Here is a 21,833-nt window from a genome sequence, read left to right on the forward strand (position 1 = left end):
GTTTGACTTGCATTCTAGTTTTAATACAAGATCGAACTCAAGCGTCGCAAGAACGCGCCAATCGACAAACACCCGGAGACTATATGCAGCTCAATCCATCCGAGCGCGGCCTGCGTGCCGTGCTCCCGCTCAGCCCTGTTGCCGCCGCTTGCGCGGTCCTGATTTCCGCCCTTTCCGCGCCGGTCCACGCGGAAAACGCGGCCGACGCACCGCAGGCCGCCGACGCGCCGCCCACCACTGTGGTGGTGGCCGGCATCCGACGTGGCATCGAAGACGCCATCTCGGTCAAGAAAGACGCGACCTCCATCGTTGAAACCATCTCCGCCGAAGACATCGGCAAACTGCCGGACGTGTCGATCGCTGAATCGATCGCCCGCCTGCCTGGCCTGGCGGCACAACGCGTGGCCGGCCGCGCGCAAGTGATCTCGATCCGCGGCCTGTCGCCGGACTTCGCCACCACGCTGTTGAACGGCCGTGAGCAGGTCAGCACCGGCGACAACCGCTCGGTCGAATTCGACCAGTATCCTTCAGAGCTGCTGAGCGCCGTCACCATCTACAAAACGCCGGACGCGGGCCTGATCGGCCAGGGCCTGTCCGGCACCATCGACATGCAGACGGTGCGCCCGCTGGCCTTTGCCGGCCGCACCTTCTCGGTCAACGCACGCGGCGAGAAAAACTCGCTGGGCAAAATCGCCAACGCCAAGGATACCGGCCACCGCGTCAGCGCCAGCTACATCGACCAGTTTGCGAACCGCACGGTCGGCGTGGCGCTGGGCATCGCGCATCTGGAATCGCCGATCCTCGATCATGAAACCGGCACCTACGAACCGTTCTCGCAAAGCGCGGTATCAGGCGTCCCGGCCGGCACCTACATCACCGCCGGTGTGAAATCGCTGGCCAAGAGCGGTGTGCTGAAACGCACTGGCCTGATCGGCGTGCTGGAATATCGTCCCTCGAAAATGTGGACCAGCACCCTCGACGTGTTCGCGTCCGAGTTCAAGCAGGTCGACACCAACAACCAGTTTGAAGTGAACCTGGGCGGCTACAACGGCAGCAACAACCCGGTCGGCTTCAACTACCAGACCGTCAACGTGGTGAATGGCACCCTGCTGGGCGGCACGGCCACCGGCGCCTATCCGCTGGTGCGTGGCCAGTACAACAACCGCAAGGACCAGATCCGCACCGCCGGCTGGGCCAACCGCTTCAACTTCGGCAGCTGGACTCTGCTGGCCGACGCCAACTACTCGCGCGCCAAGCGTGACGAGACCTACCTCGAAAACAACCTGCAACTGCAGACCGCGGCCGGCGGCGCCTACAACGATCCGCTGATGACGGTGGGCTGGAAGACCGGCGACTTCGCCACCATCCACGGCACGCTGGATTACAGCGATCCGACCAAGCTGTTGACTGGTAACTCGATCTACGGTTACGGCAGCACCTACTCGCCGCACCTGGTCGATACCATGAAGAGCTTCAAGCTGGTGGCCACCGTGCCGGTGCCGGACGCGCTGGAAAGCGTGTTCCATAACGTCGATGTCGGCGTCAATCACAGCAACCGCACCAAGACCAAGCGCCAGCCTTCGGGCCAGCTGTTCGCCAAGGGGAATCCAACCATCTCCAGCGATCTGCTGTACGCGCCGGTGGACCTGGGATTTGCCGGTTCGGGCATTGTGCCGTCGTGGAATGTGCCGGCGGTGATCGCCAAGTACTTCGATCCGATCAACTACAGCCTGGCCAACAACGCCGGCACCATCAGCCGCGCATGGGACGTGACCGAAAAGATCACCACCGGCTTTGTGCGCGCGAATATCGATTCGGACCTGGGCGGCGTTTCGCTGCGCGGTAACGTCGGCGCGCAGCTGGTGCACACCAACCAGTCGTCGGAATCGCTGTATGCCGACAATGCCGGCGTGGCGCATCCGATCAGCGACGGCAAGAGCTACAACGATGTGCTGCCGAGCGTGAACCTGGCGTTCGGCCTGGCCAACGACCAGACCCTGCGCGTCTCGCTGGCCAAGCAGATCGCCCGTCCGCGCGTGGACCAATTGAACGCCGGCTTCAACTTCACCGTCGATACCGGCACCCGCCTGCCGAGCGGCAGCGGCGGCAACACCAGGCTGGATCCATGGAAGGCCAAGGCATTCGACGTCTCGTGGGAGAAGTACTTTGCCAAGAAGGGCTACGTGGCGCTGGCGGGGTTCTACAAAAAGCTGGACACCTACATCTACACCTTCTCGGAAACCCGCGACTTCTCGCAGTACACCCCGGGCACCATCGCCATCTCCAACATGGGCCAGTACACCACGGCATACAACGGCAACGGCGGCACGCTGAAAGGCGCGGAGCTGTCGGTATCGGTGCCGTTTGACATGCTGACGCCAGCGCTGGACGGCTTCGGCGTGCTGGCATCGACCTCGTACACCGAGAGCCACATCGACATCAAGGAAGTCAATTCCACGATTGGCAAGATCCCGCTGCCAGGCCTGTCGCGCAACGTCACCAATCTGACGCTGTACTATGAAAAAGCCGGCTTCTCGACCCGCGTCAGCACCCGCAAGCGTTCGGACTATGTGGGCGAGATCGGCAACTTTGCCGGCGACCGTCAGCTGCGTTACGTTGTCGGCGACAGTCCGGTTGACTTCCAGATCGGCTACACCTTCAATGACGGCGCGTACAAAGGTCTGGGCGTTCTGCTGCAGGTGAATAATCTGACCAACGAGGCGTATGAAACCTACGCCAACAGCAAGGACCGTCAGTTGGAGTATGCCAAGTACGGTCGCACTGTCCTGTTTGGAGTGAACTACAAGTTCTGAGTCCCTCCAAGGACGCCGGCCCCGCAGCATGGGCCGGCTTTAGCCCTGCGCCCCGGGTGCAGGGCTTTTTTGGATGCAGGCGCGTTGGTATGCGGGGCGCTGCGATACGCGCTCCAGCCATGCCTTGATATGCATGTAAGGTGTGAGGTCCCACGGCGAAAAATGCAGCATGGTCGTGACGCCGAATACGTTCATCACATCGGCGGCGGTGAATGCCTCACCGGCCAGCCAGGGGGATGCGGCCAGTCGTTGGTCCAGCATGTTGAGCGCGCGTTCGACACGTTCGCGGGCGAATGCCATCATGGGATGATCTTCCCTCAGTTCCGCACGGTGCAGCATCATCATGCGGCCCAGTGCCGGCACCAGATTCCCGTTTGCGAAGTGGAACCAGTACAGGTAGTGCGGGAATGCCGCGTCCTGCGTGGCGGGTGCAAGGCGCCCATCGGCGTAGCGCGCCAGGATGAATTGTGCGATGGCGCCGGATTCGGCGATGGTGACGCCTTCTTCGGTGGTCAGCACGGGCGCGGTGCCGGCCGGGTGGATGGCGCGCAGTTCGGGCGGCGCCAGGCGCGTGACAGGATCGCGCGTGTAATGCTTCAACTCATACGGCAGCTCCAGTTCTTCCAGCAGCCAGATAATGCGTTCGGACTGCGAGACGCCGAGATGGTGCAAGGTTAGCATAGTCGTTTTCCTCTGACGGTGGTGGGCGAAAAGCCGAAGCGCTGGCGGAAGCGCACGGCGAATCGGGACGAAGATTCGTAACCGACCGATAACGCGATGTCGGATACCGGATGGGTAGTGGCTTGCAGCAGCGTGAGTGCGGTGGCCATGCGGGTGTCGATCAGCAGTTCGCTGAAGGTGGTGTTCTCTTCGGCCAGCCGGCGGCGCAGGGTGGCTTCGGACAGCGCAAGCCCGGTGGCGATGGTGCTGGCGGTCCAGTCGTGGTCGAGCTGGCGCGTGATCAGTGCGCGTACTTTGAGCGAGATGCGGGCGTCGGTCACCGGGCGGTGCAGCGGCATGCCGGCTTCCAGTAGCCAGTGCATGACTTCCAGCAGGCGCTGGCGTGCGACAGCATCGGGCACGTTCTGCGCCAGCGTGCGGCGGGCGTGGTCGAACGCTGCCTGCAGGTCTGGCGCGGGTTGGCGCAGGAGTTGTGCGGGCGGCAGCGTTGTGTTGGCGCCCGCGATGCGGCTGGCGTAGTAAGCGTCGTCCAGCAGGACTGGGTCGAAGATCAGACAGCGGGCTTCGTAGGGCTGGCCATCCGCCAGGACGGCGTTGTTGAAGTCGACCGTGTGGCCGCCCGCCAGCAGAATGGCCTGACCAGGCAGGGCTTGCACGGGAGCGCTGCGTTCGGTACGGACGGCTTTGCTGCCTTGGTCGATAAAGATCAGCATCGGCTGCTCGACGCGGATGCGCAGGATTTCCAGCTGGCGTCCTTGCATGACGTGGGCGGAGGCGCCGAGGCCCGGCCTGGAGTGCACATCGCGGTCTGGGGTATCGGTCGGCACGGCGCTTATCCGGTAGTTGGAACAGGCCCAGTGTAACCGCAGCGGGACGTCAGCCTGGTGCGGTGCCGATCTGTTTTTGTGCCGATCCGATCATTGTGCCGCCGCGGCCTCGCGCTGCTCGCGCCACCACAGTCCCAGCATGCAAAGCGCAAAAGCGACAGCAAACGGCGCCGCCGGCCACGCCCGCCCCGCCCCGGCGGGCAGCGGCAAAGTTGCGGGCGAGGCCGAGCGCGCGGCGTATTGGGCAGTAGCGTCGCGGCGCAGGGCACGTTGCCACGCGGGCCAGTCGTTGGCGGCGTAGATGTACTCGACGCCCGCAGCGTCCATGCCGTCGGCACTGAATCTGAGCCATCCAGCCTTCTGCGGCCAGAACGCCGCGCACATGCCGTCCGCCTTGTCGGCGCGCGGCTGCAGGGCCATTGCTGGATAGCCTTCGGCTGCCAGCACCGTACCCGCCTTGACACCCTGCGCGCACACTTCGCTGCGCAATCCCGGCGTCGGCATCGGATCACTCATCTGCCAGCCGGTTTTCTGCACGCTCTCCAACGCAATCCGGTCCATCGCCGACTGCCACCACAGCGCCAACGACTGCGGCTCGCTGATCGCATATTTGTGCCAGTCCGTGACGCCCAGCCACACCACGCGGCCCTTGCCTATCGTGCGGCTCCACATCCATGGCTGCTTCTTCCCATCCCGCGCCAGCACTGACCAGGGCTCGGCGGCATGCTCCGCCGGATTCAGGCCGGCAGGCGGCATAGCCAGCGCGGTGCCAAACTGACGCACATCCTCTTTCTCAGTGGTCGGGGATTGCGGATGCAGCGGCAAGCCAAATTCGCGCTGCCACACGCCAAGATCCGCCGCGCTGCCGCCCAGCACGACCAGCGGCACGCCCTGCCCCGCTTGCGCCAGCAGGCTGCCACGCGCCGAAGGGCTCAGATGCTCGACATACGCGGCATCAACGAACATCACATTCGGCGCCGTGAGCGGCGCGCGTGCCGTCTCGCTACGCGTGATCGCTTTCCCCAGCGTGACGTTCCAGTCCAGGATGGCGTTGCCGTCCGCCAGCAGCTGATTCAGCACGCGCACGTCAAACGACGGCGCGTCAAAGCGGCCCTGCACCTGCAAGGGCACCGCGTCCCGCACCTGCAACGGAATCGGACCTTGGGCGATGGTTTTGCCGGCGGCATCCAGCAGGCGTGCCTGCAACACCATGGTCTCCGCCACTGGCGGCAGCCATTGCACTGTCAACTGCGGCGCCGCTACCGGGACCCCGGAATCGGCCAGCACCTGCTTGTTCTCGGCCAGCAGCTGCAAGCGCCAAGCGGCTTGCGCCGGCGCGCGGCGCACGGATAAGGTAAAGATGCGGCCCAGCGAAATCGAGCGAGGGAAATCCAGCCATAGCATGTCCGCCGGGCCAGGTTTCCATTGCAGCGGACGCGCCGGCAGATCGCGCCATTCAGCTTCGCGCACGCCGTCGCCGCTCAGCATAATGGCGCTGGCGGATGGAATCGCCAGCCGCTCGGCGTCGCTGATGCGGCCCGCTTCCGTGCTGACCGCCAGCGGTGCGGCAGCGGCAACTGGCGAACGCACATCGGCCAGCGTCATGGCCAGCGTGAGGCCTGCCACGCCAGCCAATCCGGCATTCATCCATTTCTGTTTGCGGCCATACAGCGCCGTGCTGACCAGGCCTGCCGCCGCCGCGGCTAACGGCGGCGCGACCGTCGCCAAATCGGTAGCGATCATCATTTTGCTTGCTCCTTGCCGCTCCACGCCCTGCTGAATGCGGTCTCCGCCGATGGGCGAGCCTGCAGCAGCACCGGGGCGTCAGTCAGCGTGCCGCGCAACCAGGCGCGCAGTTCGGCGCGGCACGGCACGCAGCCATCCTGCACGTCCTGCACCGCACGCTGGGCGCTGAGTTTTTGTTCCTGATCGCTGATGCGGGCGGCAATGGCGTCGCGCGCGGCTTTGCTCCACAGGGCCGGCAGAGCACCGTCCTGCGACAGGGCTTGCACCAGGTCGCGCACTTCGGCCGGTACGCTGTCGTTGGCAGCGTTCTGTTCACGCTTGTAGCTCATGGCGCCGACGATGTCGCCGGTCATGCGCTTCTCTTCCTTCAGTGCCGGCGGCACAAAGGCGGTGCGGTGCAGGTAGACGCGTTCCGCGGATTGCAGTTCCTTGATCGCGTCCAGCGCCTTGTATTCCGGCGGCAGCGCGGTCTTCGGTGAGATGGCGCGCAGGGCTTTTTCGGCATCCCACATGGCCGCCAGTGCGCGGCGCAGCACGGCTTTGGTTTGCGGATCGAAGATGGTGGCGTTGCCCTCCTGATCGTGGGCGTGGCCGAAGGCTTTCATGATGGAGATTTCGCTGCCCGGACGTTCGGGGGCGCCGCCGCTTTCGTGGTGCTCCTCGTGTTCTTCTTCGCCAAACAGGCTGGACTCCTCGCCCAGGAACTGGCCATAGCGCAGCCGCAGCTTGGTCTGGTCTGCGGCGATGGTTTCGCTGCGGCTGCGCAGGGTGGCGGCCGGCATGTCGGGATGGGCTTTGAGGTCGGCCACCAGTTGTTCGGTGTCGATGATGATCTGGCGTTGGCTGCGCAGGTTTTCCGGCTTGGTCATGGTCGGCAGCGCGGTGGAGTCCAGGCTTTCGGCGTCCGGGCCGGGCAGGCGCAGGGTGTAGGTGGGCGATTGCGCAGTGTGCGGACTGGGCGCGTTGTCGGTGGCGCGCACGAAGAAGTAGAGTTCATCGCCGGGTTCCATGCCGAGTTCCGCCAGCGTCCATTGTTTTTTCCAGTCGCGCTTTTTGGGGTCGGTGGATTGTGGCAGCGGGACTTCCTTGTCGCTGAAGCGGATGTTTTCGCCGCTGCCGCGCGCGAGAGTCATGTGCAGGCTGGCGCGGACGATGGCGTAATCGTCTTTGGCGCTGACGGAGATCTGGACGGCTTTGGCATCCTTGGCCAGCAGGTGGATTAACTCGGTTGGCGCGGCGATGGTGATTTCCGGCGTCAGGTCCGGGGTGACGCGGATGTTATAGCGGGTGCTGTTGGTGCCGCGGGTGCGCCAGAACAGGGAGTCTTCAACGCGGAGTTTGGCGCAGTCTGGGGTGACAGGCAGCGTTTGCCCATCGCCCAGTTCAACCATGGGCTGGGCGCCGGATGGGTTGCGGACGCACCAGCGGACTTCCGAGTGTTGAGGAATCTGGAGGTCGCGGGCGCCGGTTTCGAAGGCTTGCACGCCGGTGTAGGCTGGTGGCGTGATGCGCAGGTGGACTTCGCCGTCGATGATGGGTTTGTTGGCTTGGCCGGCTGCGGCTGGCGGTGGAGCGGCGGCGGTTTGCTTGCCGTGCCAGGCGGCGGCGCTGCCGGCGGCCAGCAGGCTTAATGCGATGGGCAGGACGGCGATGCGGGCGCGCTTGCGGGCGATGGCTGTGTAATCGTCGGCGGTCAGCACGTCGGCAAGGCGGGCTTGCAGGCGCTGTTGCTGGAGTTTGGCGATCGGTGTTTTGGCGTCTTCAGCCAGCAGGGCGCTGCTGTCTTCCAGTTGCGGGATGGCTTCGTTGAGCCAGGTCGGCCAGTGCTGGTTGATGCGGCTGCGCCAGCGCAGGGCGTCTGCAATGATCCAGACGACGCACAGGACAAGGACGGCGATGAGCGCCGGGCGGGCGGCGGGCAGCAGGCCGGCGGCCAGTATGAGCGGCACGAGGGCGAGCAGCCATTGCGGTGCGCGGCGGCGCCGGATGGCGGTCCAGAGGCCGCCGCGCAGGTGTTCAGTTGCGCCGGGCATGGGCGAGTATCCGTTCGATCATGAAGAGAGTCAGCAGGGCCAGCGCCAGCCAGCTCGCAGGCTGGGCTTTTACGATGGCGGGCAGCGCGCTGCGGGCGGCGGTGAAAGTTTGGGATGGCGCTGGGTAGGCTGGCGCGGGGGCCGCGTCCAGCAGCTGCCAGGCTTCGTACAGGGAGCGGGCCGTGCTGGCATCGCGCGGCGGGAATGCGTCCGAGGTCCACAGGCGGCCACGCGGCGAATGGGCGTATTTCAGCGTGATGCCGTTGATCGTCAACGGAGTTGCGTTGGCCAGCTCGGGGAAGGCTGCCGGCGTAGTGATCCACCAGTGCGGGGCGCGCCAGTTGGCAGGCGGTGCGGTGTCTGGTGTGTCCCAGACGATCAGCGCAGTCTTCGCGTCCGGCTCGACGGCTGTGGCGTAGCGAGCGACGCCCTCGCCAGCGCTGCTGAAGGCGGCGAACAGGGCACGCCATGCCGCGCTGCGCGCGTCCGGCGCGGCCAGCACGACCTGGCGCTCGGCCGGCGCGGCGGCAGATGCTGTCGGTGACGAAGCGATGGCGTGATGGGTGCGCAGCGTGAGTTGGTGGTTGTATTGCGGCAGACGCGCCGGCATCGCGATCTGGCTGGCACGGGCGACGATCAGCAGCTTGGCGTCGGCACGCCAATCGCGCTCGTTGGCGCGCAACCATTGCAGGGCGTTTGGCGGCAGCTCGGCGCGCGCGGCGGCGCTGAAGCCGGCGGCGGCGATCTCTTTTTCCGCCCACGCTTTGTCCACGCCAGCATCCACCAGTACGGTATCGCCGCGCCATGGGAAGATGGTGGCGGCCAGCCAGGCGATCAATGCGGCCAGCATCAGGCAGCGCACCAGCAGCAACAGCTTGTCGCGCCATTGCCAGACGCGCAGTTGTTCCGGCGGCGCGGATGGCAGGAACCGGGCTGTCGCCAGCATTTCGGCTTTGAGACGCTGGCGCTTCTGGCGGTGCCACCACACCGGCAGCAACAACGCCGGTAGCGCCAGCCACCATAACGGATAAGAACTCAGCATCATTTGGCCCGCGCTCCCGCGAGCTGCAACCAGCTGCGCAAGACGCCACTCAAGGGCTGCTCGATGCGCGCCTCGTAGTGGACGATGTTATGTTGACGGCAGCTGCCCGCAACACCGTCAAAGTGCGCACGGCTTTGCTGTTTATACGATTCTCGGTCGGCATTGCTCATGCGGTGCAAGCCGTCGCTCTGTTCCGGATCGCGATAGCCGGATCCGGATTTGAAGCTGGCGTCCACTTCGGCCTGCGTGCGCAGGGTCAGCAGGCGCACGTCGTGACGCATGTTGCGCAGTCGGAGCAAGGCTTCGCTCAACGGCGATGGCCAGTCGAGAAAATCGCTGGCAGCGAAGATCATGCTCGGCGAGCGCGCGAAGTGCAGGCTGGCTTTCAGCACGTCTGCGGTTGGCAGGCTGCCTTCCGGTTTGGCTTTGTTCATTGCAGCCAGCACGCGCTGCAACTGGCGCGGTCCGCGCGCGGCGGGCGTGAATTCGACTTTGCCGTTGGCGCACACCACCACCCCGAAAGCGTCGCCCTGGCGCTGAGCGATGGCGGCCACGCAGGCCAGCACGGTGCGAGCGAACCACAGTTTGTCGACGCCATTGATTTCGCGGCTGGGCTCCGCCATCGAGGCGGTGGCGTCCAGCCAGAGCCAGACGGCGACGTGGCTGTCGCGCTCCGCTTCGCGCACGAAATAGCGGTCGGCGCGGGCCAGCAGCTTCCAGTCAACCCGGCGCCATTCGTCGCCGGGGGCGTAGGCGCGGTACTCGGAGAACTCGACGCCGGCGCCGCGCTCGCGCCCCGCGTGGATGCCGTGGCCCAGGCCTGCCAGCACGTGGCGGATCACCAGGTCCAGATCCCTGGTCTGGGCCATCATGGCGGTCATGGCGCCGGGCGTTCCGCCCCGCCCTGCCCGCGCAGCGGCAGATGCCGCGCCGGCGCCAGACGTGCTTGCGGCGGCGCTCGTGGCCGAGGTGGCGGTGCCGGCGGCTGGCGGCTTGGAGGTCGAGAACATCAGCGGCTTAGTCAGGGCGGATATGCTCGCGCAGCGCCTGCAGGATGTCGGCGATCGCGATGCCGTCCGCCTCCGCTTCGAAGTTGCGCAGCACACGGTGCGCCAGCACTGGCAGCAGCATCTCAGCGATGTCTTCGCGAGTGACCGCGAGGCGGCCGTGCATCAGCGCGCGCGCCTTGGAGGCCAGCACCAGCGCCTGACCGGCACGCGGGCCGGCGCCCCAGCCGATATGTTTGGTCACCGCCGGCACCGTGGTCAGCGCGGGACGTGTGGCGCGCACCAGTCGCGTGGCGTAGGCCACCAGGTGGTCGCCAATCTCGATATCACGCACCAGCTGCTGCAAGCGCAGAAGCGTGGCGACGTCCATCACCGGCTCGGCATCTTTCAGGCCAGCGTGGGTGGTGGCGGACACCATGGCGATCTCCTCCTCTTCGGTCGGATAAACCACATCGATGCGCAGCAGGAAGCGGTCCAGCTGCGCCTCCGGCAGCGGGTAAGTGCCTGCCTGCTCGATCGGATTCTGCGTCGCCAGCACGAAGAACGGCTTGGGCAGCTTGTGGGTCTGGCCGGCGAAGGTCACCGAGCGCTCCTGCATCGCCTCCAGCAAGGCCGATTGCGTCTTCGGCGGCGCGCGGTTGATCTCGTCCGCCAGCAGCACCTGCGTGAACACCGGCCCTTGCTGGAAGCGGAATTCGCGCTTGCGCGTCGCCTGGTCCTCTTCCAGGATCTCGGTGCCGACGATATCGGACGGCATCAGGTCCGGTGTGAACTGCACGCGATGGAAGTCCAGCTCCGTCGCCTGCGACAGCGACTTCACCAGCAGCGTCTTGCCGAGTCCCGGCACGCCCTCCACCAGCGCATGGCCGCCGGCCAGCAGGCAGATGATCAGCGAGTCGATCACATTCTCCTGGCCGATAATCACGCGCCCCATGCTGGCTTTCAGCGCCTTGACCTTGGCGGTCAGTTCGCCGATTTCTTTTTCGCTCCAGGCGATTGCACCATCAGCCATTCCTAAGCTCCCAACGCATATTGAATGATATTCACCGCAAAGCGGGTATTGTCGACCGCGAGAAAACGCTTGTTGCGGAAGTCGTAGTCCCACTCGCAGCCATAGTCCTTATTGCTGTACAAAAGCCGCACGCGGCCGCCCACCTCGACCGCCTTCAGGTAGTCGTGCACCAGATCGTCGCCCCAGCCGTTCAGCTCCACGGCGGTATTGGGCGGACCGTCTTCAAACTTGAAGAAGCTCGAATAGATCGGATGGTTGTTGGGGATCTTGTGCAGCGCCTTCGGCCCGAAGATACGGGCAATCTCTGCCTCGAACGATTTCGCGAACAGTCCGTCGATGTCGTGGTTGCAGTCGTCCACGAACAGGAAACCGCCGCCCTTGATGTAGCGCTCCAGATTCTTGCGCTCGGCCGCCGTGAACTGCACCAGCTTGTGGCCGGCGAAATAGCAGAACGGCGCCTGCAGCATCCTGGGGTCGGACAGCGCGACGATGCGCTCAACGGGATCGACGCGCAAGGTCGTGTACTCGACCAGCGAATTGAGCACGTTGCTGGGCATGCGGACATCCACATCCCAGTCGCCCGACTCGTAAGTCAGGCGCGTGAAATAGAAATCGTACGAGGCCACAGCGTTAAACCGCGTCCGACAGCGACGTGAAGTTAAAGTCGCGCACCTTCATCGGCGGAATCAGCATCTGGAAGCGTACTTCGTCGCCGCCGATCACCACCGGCTTGCCCAGTTCATCGATGTTGTTCAACATCGTCACCGGGCTTTCATTGAAGCGGAAGTTCTTGATCGGATGCTTGATCTTGCCGTTCTCGATGTAGAAGGTGCCGTCGCGCGTCAGGCCGGTCAGCAGCAGCGATTGCGGATCAACCATGCGGATGTACCAGGTGCGGGTGACGAGGATGCCTTTCTTGGTCGAGGCGATCAGCTCCTCGGTCGACTTGCCGCCGCCGGCCATGATCATATTGCCGTGGCGGCCCACCGCGCGCTGGCCCTGCTTCTCGGCCCAGTAGCGCGTGTAGTCCAGCGAAGCGACCTTGCCGCCCTTGATCACGTCCGCCCGCTCGCGCGCCAGCATGGCCTGGTTATCCCAGGGCAGCACCGGCACGTCCGGATTCCACGGGTCGGCCCAGATATTCACCTGCTCGTCGAACAGTTTTTCGCCAAGGCGATTGCCGCCGCCCTTCTTCGACAGGAAGCTGCGGCCCTCGTCGGCCTGGCGCGCATCGAAGGCGCCGAACATGCGGCCGATGATTTCCGAGGTCGCCGCCGGCTGCAGGATCACCGTGTAGCGGCCCGGCTCCAGCGCCTTGGCGTCCACCGATTTCACCGCTTTTTCAATCGCGATCTCCGACGCCTGGCGCGCATCGAATTTGCGCGCGTCGTTGGCGGAGCGCGTCACCCAGCCGGAGCCGCGGCCATCTTCGGTACGGGTGGTGACGGTGAAGCCCAGATTGCTCAGGGTCTGGTAGCCAAACACGCCGTTCGAGTTGGCCACGGTTTCAAAGCCGGTGGTATCGCTGAAGAAGCCGGCCGCGATCAGGCCGTGCTTCTTCGCCGCGTTGATGCTCATCGCCGCCACTTCGGCGCGGTACTCCGGATCGATGGCGGCGGTGGCCTCGCTGAACGTGGCGGACGGCTTATACTCCTGCTTTTTGATCGCCGGCTGGAACTCCGGATTCTCCGGCGCCAGACGCGCCACATCCTCCGCGCGGCGCACCACCTTTTCCAGCGACTTGTCGTCGAACTCATTGATCGACGCCGTGCCCTGCTTTTTGCCAAACGCCACGCTCACCGTCAGCTGCGTGTTCTGCGTCAGGCCGGCGGTGGACACCGCGTTGCGCGCATAGCGGATATTGCCGTTGCGGGCACCGTTGATCTGCACGCGGCATTCATCGGCTTTGGAGAGCGACAGCACCTTGTCGCAAATACGCTTTGCTTCATCCTGCGTCAGCATCTTCATGGCTTATCCGATCTTGCGGGCGGTGTTGATCACATTGACGCCGTTGAAGCGCGTGGTTGGCGAACCGTGCGACACGGCGCTGACCTGGCTAGGCTGGCCTTTGCCGTCGAAGAAGGAGCCGCCCATGCGCCAGTCGCGTTCATCGCACAGCGCGGTGCAGGCGTTCCAGAATTCCTGCGTGTTCGACTGGTAGGCCACATCCTCCAGCTGGTTGACGATTTTGCCGTTCTTGATTTCGAAGTACAGCTGGCCGCCGAACTGGAAGTTGTAGCGCTGCTGGTCGATCGAGAACGAGCCTCGGCCGAGGATGTAGATGCCCTTCTTGACGTCCTTGATCATCTCGTCCGGCGTCAGCTTCTTCTTGCCCGCTTCCAGCGACACGTTGGGCATGCGCTGGAATTGCACGCTGCTCCAGCTATCCGCATACGAGCAGCCATGCGATTCTTTCTCCCCAATGACGGCGGCCTGGTCACGCGTGGCCTGGTAGTTCACCAGGATGCCGTTGCGGATCAGATCCCAACGCTTGGCGGCCACGCCTTCGTCGTCGTAACCGACGAGACCCAGCGAACCCGGCGTGGTCTTGTCGGCCACGAAGTTGACGATGTCCGCGCCATACTTGAAGTTCTTCGACTTCCACTTGTCCAGCGTGGCGAAGCTGGTGCCGGCGTAGTTGGCCTCGTAGCCCAGCACGCGATCGAGCTCGGTGGCGTGGCCAACCGACTCGTGGATGGTCAGGAACAGGTGTTCCGGCGACAGCACCAGATCGTACTTGCCCGGTTCGACCGTTTTGGCGGTCAGCTTTTCCCTGGCCTGACGGCCGGCTGCGCGCGCATCCTCGATCAGATCGTAGGCGCCCTTGTACAGCGTGGTAACGCCGCCGGCAGCCTTGATGCGGTGCTCCGGTTTGCAGTCGAAGAATTCATAGCCCATGCTGGACGGCGAGGACAGGCCGTCGCGCGTGCGGAACTTGCCGCTGGCCTTGTCCACCGCCGTGGCGGTGAACGGCGACCACAGACGATGGATGTCCTGGTCGATGTAGGAGCCGTCGGTGGAGGCGAAGTACTTCTGCTGATTCACCTGGAACAGCATGGAGCGCATGAAGTTGGCGCCCGCCTCCATGCCGGCCTTGTTGGCGGCGAGGAGCATCTCGGCCTTTTCAGCGATCGGTACCGCGCGCCAGTCCTTCTTGAACGGCGTGGCCCAGGCCACCTCGCCCACGCCTTTGACCGGCGCCAGCACCACTGGCTCGGTTTGCAGCTTGGCGTTGGCCCTGGCGATAGCCACCGCCTGGCGCGCGGCATCGGCCACCGAGTCCAGCGTCATGACGTTGGTCGAGCAGAAGCCGTAAGCGCCGTTGGCGATCACGCGCACGCCGACGCCGGAAGATTCGGTGTTCACGATATCTTCCACATTCAGATCGCGCGTGGTGATGAATTGGTTCAAATAGCGGCCGATGCGCACGTCGCAATACGTGGCACCGGCCTTGGTGGCGGCGTTCATCGCTGCGTCAGCCAGCGACTTCTTGAACTGCACGGCCATCGGGTTGAGCAACTCCTCAGCCGCGATGGCGTTACCGAAGACCGGCACCAGCAGCGCGCCGCCAGCGGCGGCGCCCACTTTCAGGAATGAACGTCGCTCCATGATTACACCGCGTCCGACAGAGAGGTGAAGTTGAAGTCGCGGACCTTCATGGCCGGGATCAGCAACTGGAACTGCGACTCATCGCCCGACAGGATTTCCGGCTTGCCGATTTCGTCGATGTTGTTCAACATCGTCACCGGGCTTTCATTGAAGCGGAAGTTCTTGATCGGGTGCTTGATCTTGCCGTTCTCGATGTAGAAGGTGCCGTCGCGGGTCAGGCCGGTCAGCAACACCGATTGCGGGTCCACCATGCGGATGTACCAGGTGCGGGTCACCAGGATGCCCTTCTTGGTGTTGGCGATCAGCTCTTCGGTCGACTTGTTGGTGCCGGCCATGATGATGTTGCCCGGCGTGCCGACGGCGCGCTGGCCCATCTTCTTGGCCCAGAACTGCGAATAGCCCAGCGAAGCGATCTTGCCGTTCTTGATGATGTCCTGACGCTCGCGCGCCAGCATGCTTTGCGCATCGAACGGCAGCACGGCGACATCCTTGTCCCACGGGTCGGCCCACACATTGACCTGCTCGTCGAACAGCTTTTCGCCCAGACGGTTGCCGCCGCCTTTCTTCGACAGGAAGCTGCGGCCCTCATCGGCCGAACGCGCGTCAAAGGCGTTGAACATATATGCCAGCACGTCGGAAGTGGCGGCCGGTTCCAGGATCACCGTGTAGCGGCCCGGCTCCAGCGCCTTGGCATCCACCGAGCGCAGTGCCTTCTCGATGGCGATGTCGGATGCGGCGCGCGCATCGAACTTGCTGGCGTCGCCCACGCTGCGCTTGACCCAGCCAGAACCGCGGCCGTCTTCGGTGCGCACGGTCAGGGTGAAGTCCAGGCCGGTGTCCTGCTGGTAGCCGAACACGCCGTTGGAGTTGGCGATGGAGGTGAAGGAGGTGCCGTCGGTGAAGAAGCCCGCCGCCACCAGCTTGTTCTTGCGCGAGTTCTCGATGCTGTAGGCCGCCACCTGCGCGCGGAATTCAGGATCGATATCGGCGGTCTTCTGGAAGAAGGTCTGCGAGGCCTTGTACTCCTGTTTCGACGGCGTCGGCATGAACTCCGGATTTTCCGGCGCCAGGCGCGCCAGGTCTTCCGCGCGGCGTACGGCTTTTTCCAGCGACTTGTCATCGAACTCGTTGACGGTGGCGGTGCCCTGCTTCTTGCCGAAAGCGACCGACACCACCAGCTGGGTGTCTTCAATCAGGCCGGCGGTGGAAACGGCGTTGCGCGCGTAGCGGATGTTGCCCTTGCGGCTGCCGTTGATCGACACTTCGCATTGATCGGCCTTGGTCAGCTTCAGCACTTTGTCGCTGATACGCTTGGTGTCTTCTTGACTCAGGAATTTCATCTTATCTCTCTCCGGGGCTTAGCCGATTTTGCGGGCGGTGTTGATAACGTTGATGCCGTTGAAGCGCGTGGTCGACGCGCCGTGCGACACGATGGACACTTGCGGCGGCTGGCCCTTGCCGTCGAAGAAGGAGCCGCCCATGCGCCAATCGCGCTCGTCGCAGATGCCGACGCAGGCGTTCCAGAATTCCTGGGTGTTGGACTGGTAAGCCACGTCCTCCAGCTGCTGGCCGATCTTGCCGTTCTTGATTTCGTAGAACAGCTGGCCGCCGAACTGGAAGTTGTAGCGCTGCTGGTCGATCGAGAACGAACCGTCGCCGACGATGTAGATGCCCTTCTTGACGTCCTTGATCATTTCGTCCGGCGTCATGCGCTTCTTGCCGGCCTTGAGCGAGACGTTCGGCATGCGCTGGAACTGCACATTGGCCCAGTTGTCCGCATACGAGCAGCCGTGCGATTCCTTTTCGCCGATGATGTGGGCCTGGTCGCGGGTGGCCTGGTAGTTGACCAGGATGCCGTCCTTGATGATGTCCCAGTTCTTGCACTTGACGCCTTCGTCGTCGTAGCCGACCGCGCCCAGCGAACCCGGGGTGGTCTTGTCGGCCACGATATTGACCAGCTCCGAGCCGTACTTGAAGGTCTTGGACTGCCACTTGTCCAGCGTGGCGAAGCTGGTGCCGGCGTAGTTGGCCTCGTAGCCCAGTACGCGATCAAGCTCGGTCGGGTGGCCCACCGATTCGTGGATGGTCAGCCACAGGTGTTCCGGCGTCAGCACCAGGTCGTACTTGCCCGGTTCCACCGACTTGGCTTTCAGCTTGGCCTTGGCCTGCTTGCCGGCCAGGCGCGCGTCTTCGATCAGGTCATACGATTTGGTGTACAGCGTGGTGACGCCGCCGGCGGCCTGCAGCTTGTGCTCGGGGCGCGCGTCCAGGTATTCATAGCCCATGCCGACCGGCGCCGACAGGCCCTGGCGGGTGCGGAACTTGTTTTCCTTCTGATCGACAGCAGTGGCGAAGAACGGCATCCACAGGCGATGGATGTCCTGGTCGATGTAGGAGCCGTCGGTGGAGGCGAAGTACTTCTGCTGATTCACCTGGAACAGCAGCGATTGCATGAAGCTGGCGCCGCCTTCCATGCCGGCCTTGTTGGCGGCGATCAGCAGGTCGGCCTTGTCCTTGATCGGCACCGTGCGCCAGTCCTTGGCGATCGGCGTGGTCCACGCCACCTCGCCCACGCCTTTGACGGGCGCCAGGATCAGCGGTTCGGTCTGCAGCTTGGCGTTGGCCTTGGCGATGGCCACGGCCTGGCGCGCGGCGGCGGCCACGCCGTCCGGGGTCATGTCGTTGGTGGCGGCAAAGCCGTAAGCGCCGCCGGCGATCACGCGCACGCCGACGCCGGCCGATTCGGTGTTGACCACGTTCTCGACGTTGAGGTCGCGCGTGGTGAGGAACTGGTTCAGGTAGCGGCCGATGCGCACGTCGCAGTACGAGGCGCCGGCCTGTGTGGCCGCGCCCATGGCGGTATCGGCCAGGGCCTTCTTGAATTTCACGTCCACTGGCTTGAGCAGTTCTTCCGCCGCGATGGCGCGGCCGAACGCGGGCAGCAGCATCGTGCCCAGAGCCAGACTACTGATATTGAGGAATGCACGTCGTTCCATGTTCTCTCCAACGTTGTTGTGGGCCAGCCGCCCATGAGCTTCTTTTATATTGTTACTTTACGTTACATCAGAATATCTGTTGCCGCCCTGAGCGGATTGCAAAATGTATGCCAACTAACAATGTTGCGCAAGTGTCTGTTTTGGGCGTCCGGAGTGTCCGTTTTTGTGTCCGCACAGTGTCCGCCGGGTGTCCGCGCACAGCGGCAGTGCGCGGACTGCTATTTTGCTTGACCTGCATGCGGGCATGCCCGATGATCGTCGCGCCCATCCAACAAAACAGGAGACTGTGCATGAAACGATACGTACTGGCCGCACTGGCCACCACGATGCTGTTCGGCGCGACCGGCGCCGTGCTGGCCGACGACGCGCTCAAGGCAGCTATCGCCGCCCCATCGCGCACGCCGGACAATGTGAAGCGCGACGTTTACCGTCATCCGTATGAAACCCTGACCTTCTTTGGCATCAAGCCGAACATGACGGTGGTGGAGCTGGCGCCCGGCGGCGGCTGGTACACCGAGATCCTGGCGCCCTATCTGCGCGCCAACGGCAAGCTGATTACCGGCGGCAGCGACCTGGCCTCGCCCAACGAGAATGAGCGCAAGAGCGCGGAGCGCTGGATGGCGCGCCTGAACGCCAAGCCGGAGGTGTACAACAAGGTGGCGATCGGCGTGTTCTCGCCGGGCCGCAAGTACGAGCTGGCGCCGCCGAACAGCGTCGACATGGTGGTCACCTTCCGCAACATCCACAACTGGATCCCGCTTGGCCCGGAGAAGATGAAGGACTTGTTCGGCAACCTGTACACGGTGCTGAAACCGGGCGGCGTGCTGGGCATCGAGGAGCACCGCCTGCCGGCCTCCAAGCCCCAGGATGACAAGGCCAGCACCGGCTATATGCACGAGCAGTACGTGATCAAGCTGGCGGAAGCGGCCGGCTTCAAGTTCGCCGGCAAGTCGGAGGTCAACGCCAATCCGAAGGACACCGCCGATCACAAGAACGGCGTCTGGGCGCTGCCGCCGACGCTGACCAACGGCGCGGAAGACCGCGCCAAATATCAGGCCATCGGCGAGAGCGACCGCATGACGCTCAAGTTCGTCAAGCCTTGACCCCAGCGCGTGACAGGGGGCTGACCCGCCGGGCCAGACCGCGCGACGGCGCGCCGGGCCGGGTCAGAAGCGCGTGAACTTGGTTTCATCCGGCGCGCCGTCGGGCGCCAGTCCGATATTGCGCGCCGGGCGGTTGCTGGCGGCCGCTTTCAGCACCGCCGGCCGCCGCGCGGTCACGCGCGGCCCGTCGTCGGTGGCGTACTGGCGGAACACCGCCATCAGGCGCCGCAGCTGATCGGCCTGGGCGCTCATCTCTTCCGAGGTGGCCGCCAGCTCTTCCGCACTGGCCGCATTCACCTGGGTGGTCTCGCTCAGCTGGATCACCGCGCCGTTAATCTGGCGCACGCCGGAGCTCTGCTCTTCGGACGCCGCGGCAATCTCCTGCACCAGGTCCGAGGTCTTGCGGATGTTGGGCGCCAGCTCGTCAAACATGGCGCCGGCCTGCTCGGCCAGCTTGACGCTGTCGGCCGCCACCTCGCTGATTTCCTGCGCCGCCACCTGGCTGCGTTCGGCCAGCTTGCGCACCTCGGCCGCCACCACCGCAAAGCCCTTGCCATGCTCGCCGGCGCGCGCCGCCTCGATCGCCGCGTTCAGCGCCAGCAGGTTGGTCTGGTAGGCGATATCGTCGATGATGCCGATCTTGCCGGCGATCTGCTTCATGGCGGCGGCGGTGTCCTTCACCACCTCGCCGCCGCGCGCCGCACCCTGGGCGGCCTGGGTGGCGATGCCGTCGGTCACCTTGGCGTTCTCGGTGTTCTGCGCGATGGACGCGGTCATCTGCTCGATCGAGGCGCTGGTCTCTTCCACACCCGCAGCCTGCTCGCTGGCCGCCTGTGACAGCGACTGCGCCGTCGCGTTGACCTCCTGCGCCGCGCCGGACAGGCTGCTCACCACCTGCTGCACCTCGCGCACGATGCCGGACAGGCTGCGCGTCAGCCATACCGCCAGCACGCAGCCGACGATGGCAATCACCACATCCACCGCCAGGATCAGCTGCTTGGCCGAATCGGTCACCTGGCGCATGGCCGCCGATTCGCGCTGGGTCTCGGCCTCGTTCACCTTGAGCAGCTTGCGGAAGGCGCTGGCGATGGCCTCGTCGGCGCCCTTGATGTTCTTGTCCATCTCCAGCGCGGTCATGCCCTTGTCGCGCATGGCCTCCAGCTCCGCCATGCTGTGTTCATAGCTCTTGACGCCGGCCTGCACCTCGCCCAGCAGCACCTGCTCCTCGGCCGTCAGCGGCCCGGCGTCGCGGTAAAGGCCCATCTCCTTGTCGATCACCGCCAGCTCGGCGCGGAACTGGGCGTTGCTGTCCGGCCCGCGCAGGATGTAATTTTTGAAGTGGCGCACGGCGCGCCCGTGCGCGGTCACGCCCTCCAGCACGGCGTTCTTGCGCGCCAGCGTAACGCTTTCGAAATCGCTCCAGTGATCGTGCAGCGCCGTCAGCTTGGCAAAGGCGATCACCCCCAGCAGCACCACCAGCAGCACGATGCCGCCAAAGCCGGCATGCAGCCGGGTCTCCATTTTCATGCGATTGAACATGGCGTCTCCTCCTCCAGGGCATTGTGAACCAATATTGCGGCGTAATTCTCACCAAAACTAACGGTGCAGCCATTGCTTCTGCAAACGTGCAAACGTGCCGTCCTGTTTCATGCTGTCGAGGGCGTTGCGCCAGGGCGCCACCTGGGCTTCCGGCGTGTCGGGCGGGAAGGTCAGATAGCTTTGTGTGCGCATCAGCTGCAGCAGCGGCACCACCGTGCCGGCCGGCACCCCGGCCTGCGCCAGCAGGGCCGGCAGTTGTTCGCGGTCGGTCACCATGGCCTGGCGGCGCCCGGCCAGCAGCATGTTCAGCATGGCGCGCGAGGTGGCCACCGGTTCCAGGTTGGTGAAGCCGGCCTGGCGCAGGTATTCATACGAGTAGAACTCGCGCGGCAGCAGGATGCCGTCCAGCGCGCGCGCCTGGTCCAGCGTCTGCAGACGCAGGCCGGCGCTGCGCAGCGCGTACAGATGGGTGTGGGTTTCCATCACCGGCCCCACCCACTTGAAGCGCGTCTCGCGCGCGGGCGTGCGCTTGGGGCAGGCCAGCATCACGTTTTCGCCGGCCAGCGCGGTGCGGTAGGCGCGCACCCACGGCACCACCTGGATCGGCGTGCGGTCGCCGATGCGGCGCTGGATTTCCTTGACGAGGTCGGCGCAGAAGCCGGTGATCACGCCGTTGCGCACATAAAACAGCGGCGCGGCGTCGGCGCCCAGGATGCGCAGCGGTCCGCGAGCCGCGGCCGCCGGTGGCGGCGCCACGGATATTGCCAGCAGCAGCGCCACGGCCCAGGTGATCCAACGCATGACGCCATCCTTTTTTAAAACTTGATGAAGTTCGCCTCATCGGGGTCGCTCATTTCCGCCATGTGGCGGGATGGCGGGTCCTGACTGTCATAGTTGCGAGCATGGTGTCCCCCTAGTCGATGTGCGCGACGAATTCTTGCAAATGCAGGGTCGCTATCACATGCTGCACGTTCAGCAGCAGCACAAAGCGGCCATGGACTTTGCCGATGCCGTGCAGCAGGTCGGCCTGCACCGCGCCAAAGCGCGGCGCCGGCTCGATGTCGGCGCCCGGAATGTCCAGCACCGCGTTGACGGCATCGACCAGGATGCCGATCACGAACGGTCCCTCCTCGCCCGCCACCTCCACCACAATGATGCAGGTGCGCTTGCTGATGGCCGAAGGCGCGCGCTCCAGCCGGCGCGCCAGGTCCAGCACCGGCACCGCCGTGCCGCGCAGGTTGATCACGCCGCTGATGGCCGGCGGCATCTGCGGCACCGGCGTCACGCCCGCGTACTCAAGGATCTCGCGCACCGCCAGTATCCCCATGGCGAACATGTCCTGGCCCAGCATGAAGCTGAGGTACTGCGCCGATGCCGGCGGCGGCGGCGGTTCGGATGGGTCGGTTAGGGTCAGGGCTGTCATGG

At 64.7% G+C, this 21,833-nt stretch carries 17 protein-coding genes; 2 read left to right on the forward strand and 15 right to left on the reverse strand.

The window, feature by feature from the left end; all coding sequences use genetic code 11:
- Positions 1-83 precede the first annotated feature (83 nt).
- On the forward strand, positions 84-2,813 hold the full coding sequence (locus tag ABDW57_RS25800; protein WP_343733006.1) for a TonB-dependent receptor: 2,730 nt from the start codon (positions 84-86) through the stop codon (positions 2,811-2,813).
- Between the two features lie 39 nt (positions 2,814-2,852).
- Here ABDW57_RS25800 and ABDW57_RS25805 read toward each other — a convergent pair whose 3' ends face one another.
- From ABDW57_RS25805 to ABDW57_RS25860, 12 genes are all read right to left on the reverse strand, one after another.
- Complete coding sequence (locus ABDW57_RS25805) at positions 2,853-3,494, reverse strand: glutathione S-transferase family protein (protein ID WP_343733007.1); 642 nt, start codon at positions 3,492-3,494, stop codon at positions 2,853-2,855.
- Positions 3,488-4,321, reverse strand: coding sequence for a helix-turn-helix transcriptional regulator (locus ABDW57_RS25810; protein WP_343733008.1), 834 nt, complete (start codon positions 4,319-4,321; stop codon positions 3,488-3,490). Before ABDW57_RS25810 ends, ABDW57_RS25805 begins: the two co-directional genes overlap by 7 nt.
- Positions 4,322-4,411: 90 nt before the next feature.
- Positions 4,412-6,067, reverse strand: coding sequence for a hypothetical protein (locus tag ABDW57_RS25815; protein ID WP_343733009.1), 1,656 nt, complete (start codon positions 6,065-6,067; stop codon positions 4,412-4,414).
- Positions 6,064-8,100, reverse strand: a complete 2,037-nt coding sequence (locus ABDW57_RS25820; RefSeq protein ID WP_343733010.1) for a hypothetical protein — start codon at positions 8,098-8,100, stop codon at positions 6,064-6,066. The genes ABDW57_RS25815 and ABDW57_RS25820 overlap by 4 nt, the downstream gene beginning before the upstream one ends.
- Positions 8,084-9,145 (reverse strand): BatA domain-containing protein, encoded by a 1,062-nt coding sequence (locus ABDW57_RS25825; protein WP_343733011.1) that lies wholly within the window; start codon positions 9,143-9,145, stop codon positions 8,084-8,086. Before ABDW57_RS25825 ends, ABDW57_RS25820 begins: the two co-directional genes overlap by 17 nt.
- Positions 9,142-10,152 (reverse strand): DUF58 domain-containing protein, encoded by a 1,011-nt coding sequence (locus tag ABDW57_RS25830; protein ID WP_343733012.1) that lies wholly within the window; start codon positions 10,150-10,152, stop codon positions 9,142-9,144. The genes ABDW57_RS25825 and ABDW57_RS25830 overlap by 4 nt, the downstream gene beginning before the upstream one ends.
- A 7-nt stretch (positions 10,153-10,159) precedes the next feature.
- Positions 10,160-11,161, reverse strand: a complete 1,002-nt coding sequence (locus ABDW57_RS25835) for a MoxR family ATPase (RefSeq protein WP_343733013.1) — start codon at positions 11,159-11,161, stop codon at positions 10,160-10,162.
- 2 nt (positions 11,162-11,163) lie between these two features.
- Positions 11,164-11,787: a DUF4159 domain-containing protein gene (locus ABDW57_RS25840; protein WP_343733014.1), complete on the reverse strand. Its 624-nt coding sequence runs from the start codon at positions 11,785-11,787 to the stop codon at positions 11,164-11,166.
- A gap of 4 nt (positions 11,788-11,791) precedes the next feature.
- On the reverse strand, positions 11,792-13,129 hold the full coding sequence (locus ABDW57_RS25845) for a TldD/PmbA family protein (RefSeq protein ID WP_343733015.1): 1,338 nt from the start codon (positions 13,127-13,129) through the stop codon (positions 11,792-11,794).
- 3 nt (positions 13,130-13,132) lie between these two features.
- Complete coding sequence (locus ABDW57_RS25850) at positions 13,133-14,770, reverse strand: TldD/PmbA family protein (RefSeq protein WP_343733016.1); 1,638 nt, start codon at positions 14,768-14,770, stop codon at positions 13,133-13,135.
- 2 nt (positions 14,771-14,772) lie between these two features.
- Positions 14,773-16,110: a TldD/PmbA family protein gene (locus tag ABDW57_RS25855; protein ID WP_343733017.1), complete on the reverse strand. Its 1,338-nt coding sequence runs from the start codon at positions 16,108-16,110 to the stop codon at positions 14,773-14,775.
- 18 nt (positions 16,111-16,128) lie between these two features.
- Positions 16,129-17,766 carry a TldD/PmbA family protein gene (locus tag ABDW57_RS25860; protein WP_343733018.1) on the reverse strand — a complete coding sequence of 546 codons (1,638 nt, stop codon included), beginning with the start codon at positions 17,764-17,766 and terminating at the stop codon, positions 16,129-16,131.
- Positions 17,767-18,056: 290 nt separating this feature from the next.
- On the opposite strand from ABDW57_RS25860, the gene ABDW57_RS25865 reads away from it, so the two are divergent.
- A complete protein-coding gene (locus tag ABDW57_RS25865; protein WP_343733019.1) occupies positions 18,057-18,869 on the forward strand; it encodes a methyltransferase in 813 nt (270 codons plus the stop codon).
- 63 nt (positions 18,870-18,932) lie between these two features.
- Here the strand turns inward: ABDW57_RS25865 and ABDW57_RS25870 are convergent, their stop codons facing one another.
- From ABDW57_RS25870 to ABDW57_RS25880, 3 genes are all read right to left on the reverse strand, one after another.
- The gene (locus ABDW57_RS25870) at positions 18,933-20,408 is read right to left on the reverse strand and encodes a methyl-accepting chemotaxis protein (RefSeq protein ID WP_343733020.1); all 1,476 of its coding nucleotides are present in this window, start codon (positions 20,406-20,408) and stop codon (positions 18,933-18,935) included.
- 57 nt (positions 20,409-20,465) lie between these two features.
- Positions 20,466-21,209, reverse strand: coding sequence for a transporter substrate-binding domain-containing protein (locus ABDW57_RS25875; protein ID WP_343733021.1), 744 nt, complete (start codon positions 21,207-21,209; stop codon positions 20,466-20,468).
- Between the two features lie 112 nt (positions 21,210-21,321).
- On the reverse strand, positions 21,322-21,831 hold the full coding sequence (locus ABDW57_RS25880) for a chemotaxis protein CheW (RefSeq protein WP_343733022.1): 510 nt from the start codon (positions 21,829-21,831) through the stop codon (positions 21,322-21,324).
- Between the last annotated feature and the right edge of the window lie 2 nt (positions 21,832-21,833).

It is taken from the genome of Duganella sp. (assembly GCF_039595735.1).
Taxonomy (GTDB): Bacteria; Pseudomonadota; Gammaproteobacteria; order Burkholderiales; family Burkholderiaceae_D; genus Rugamonas.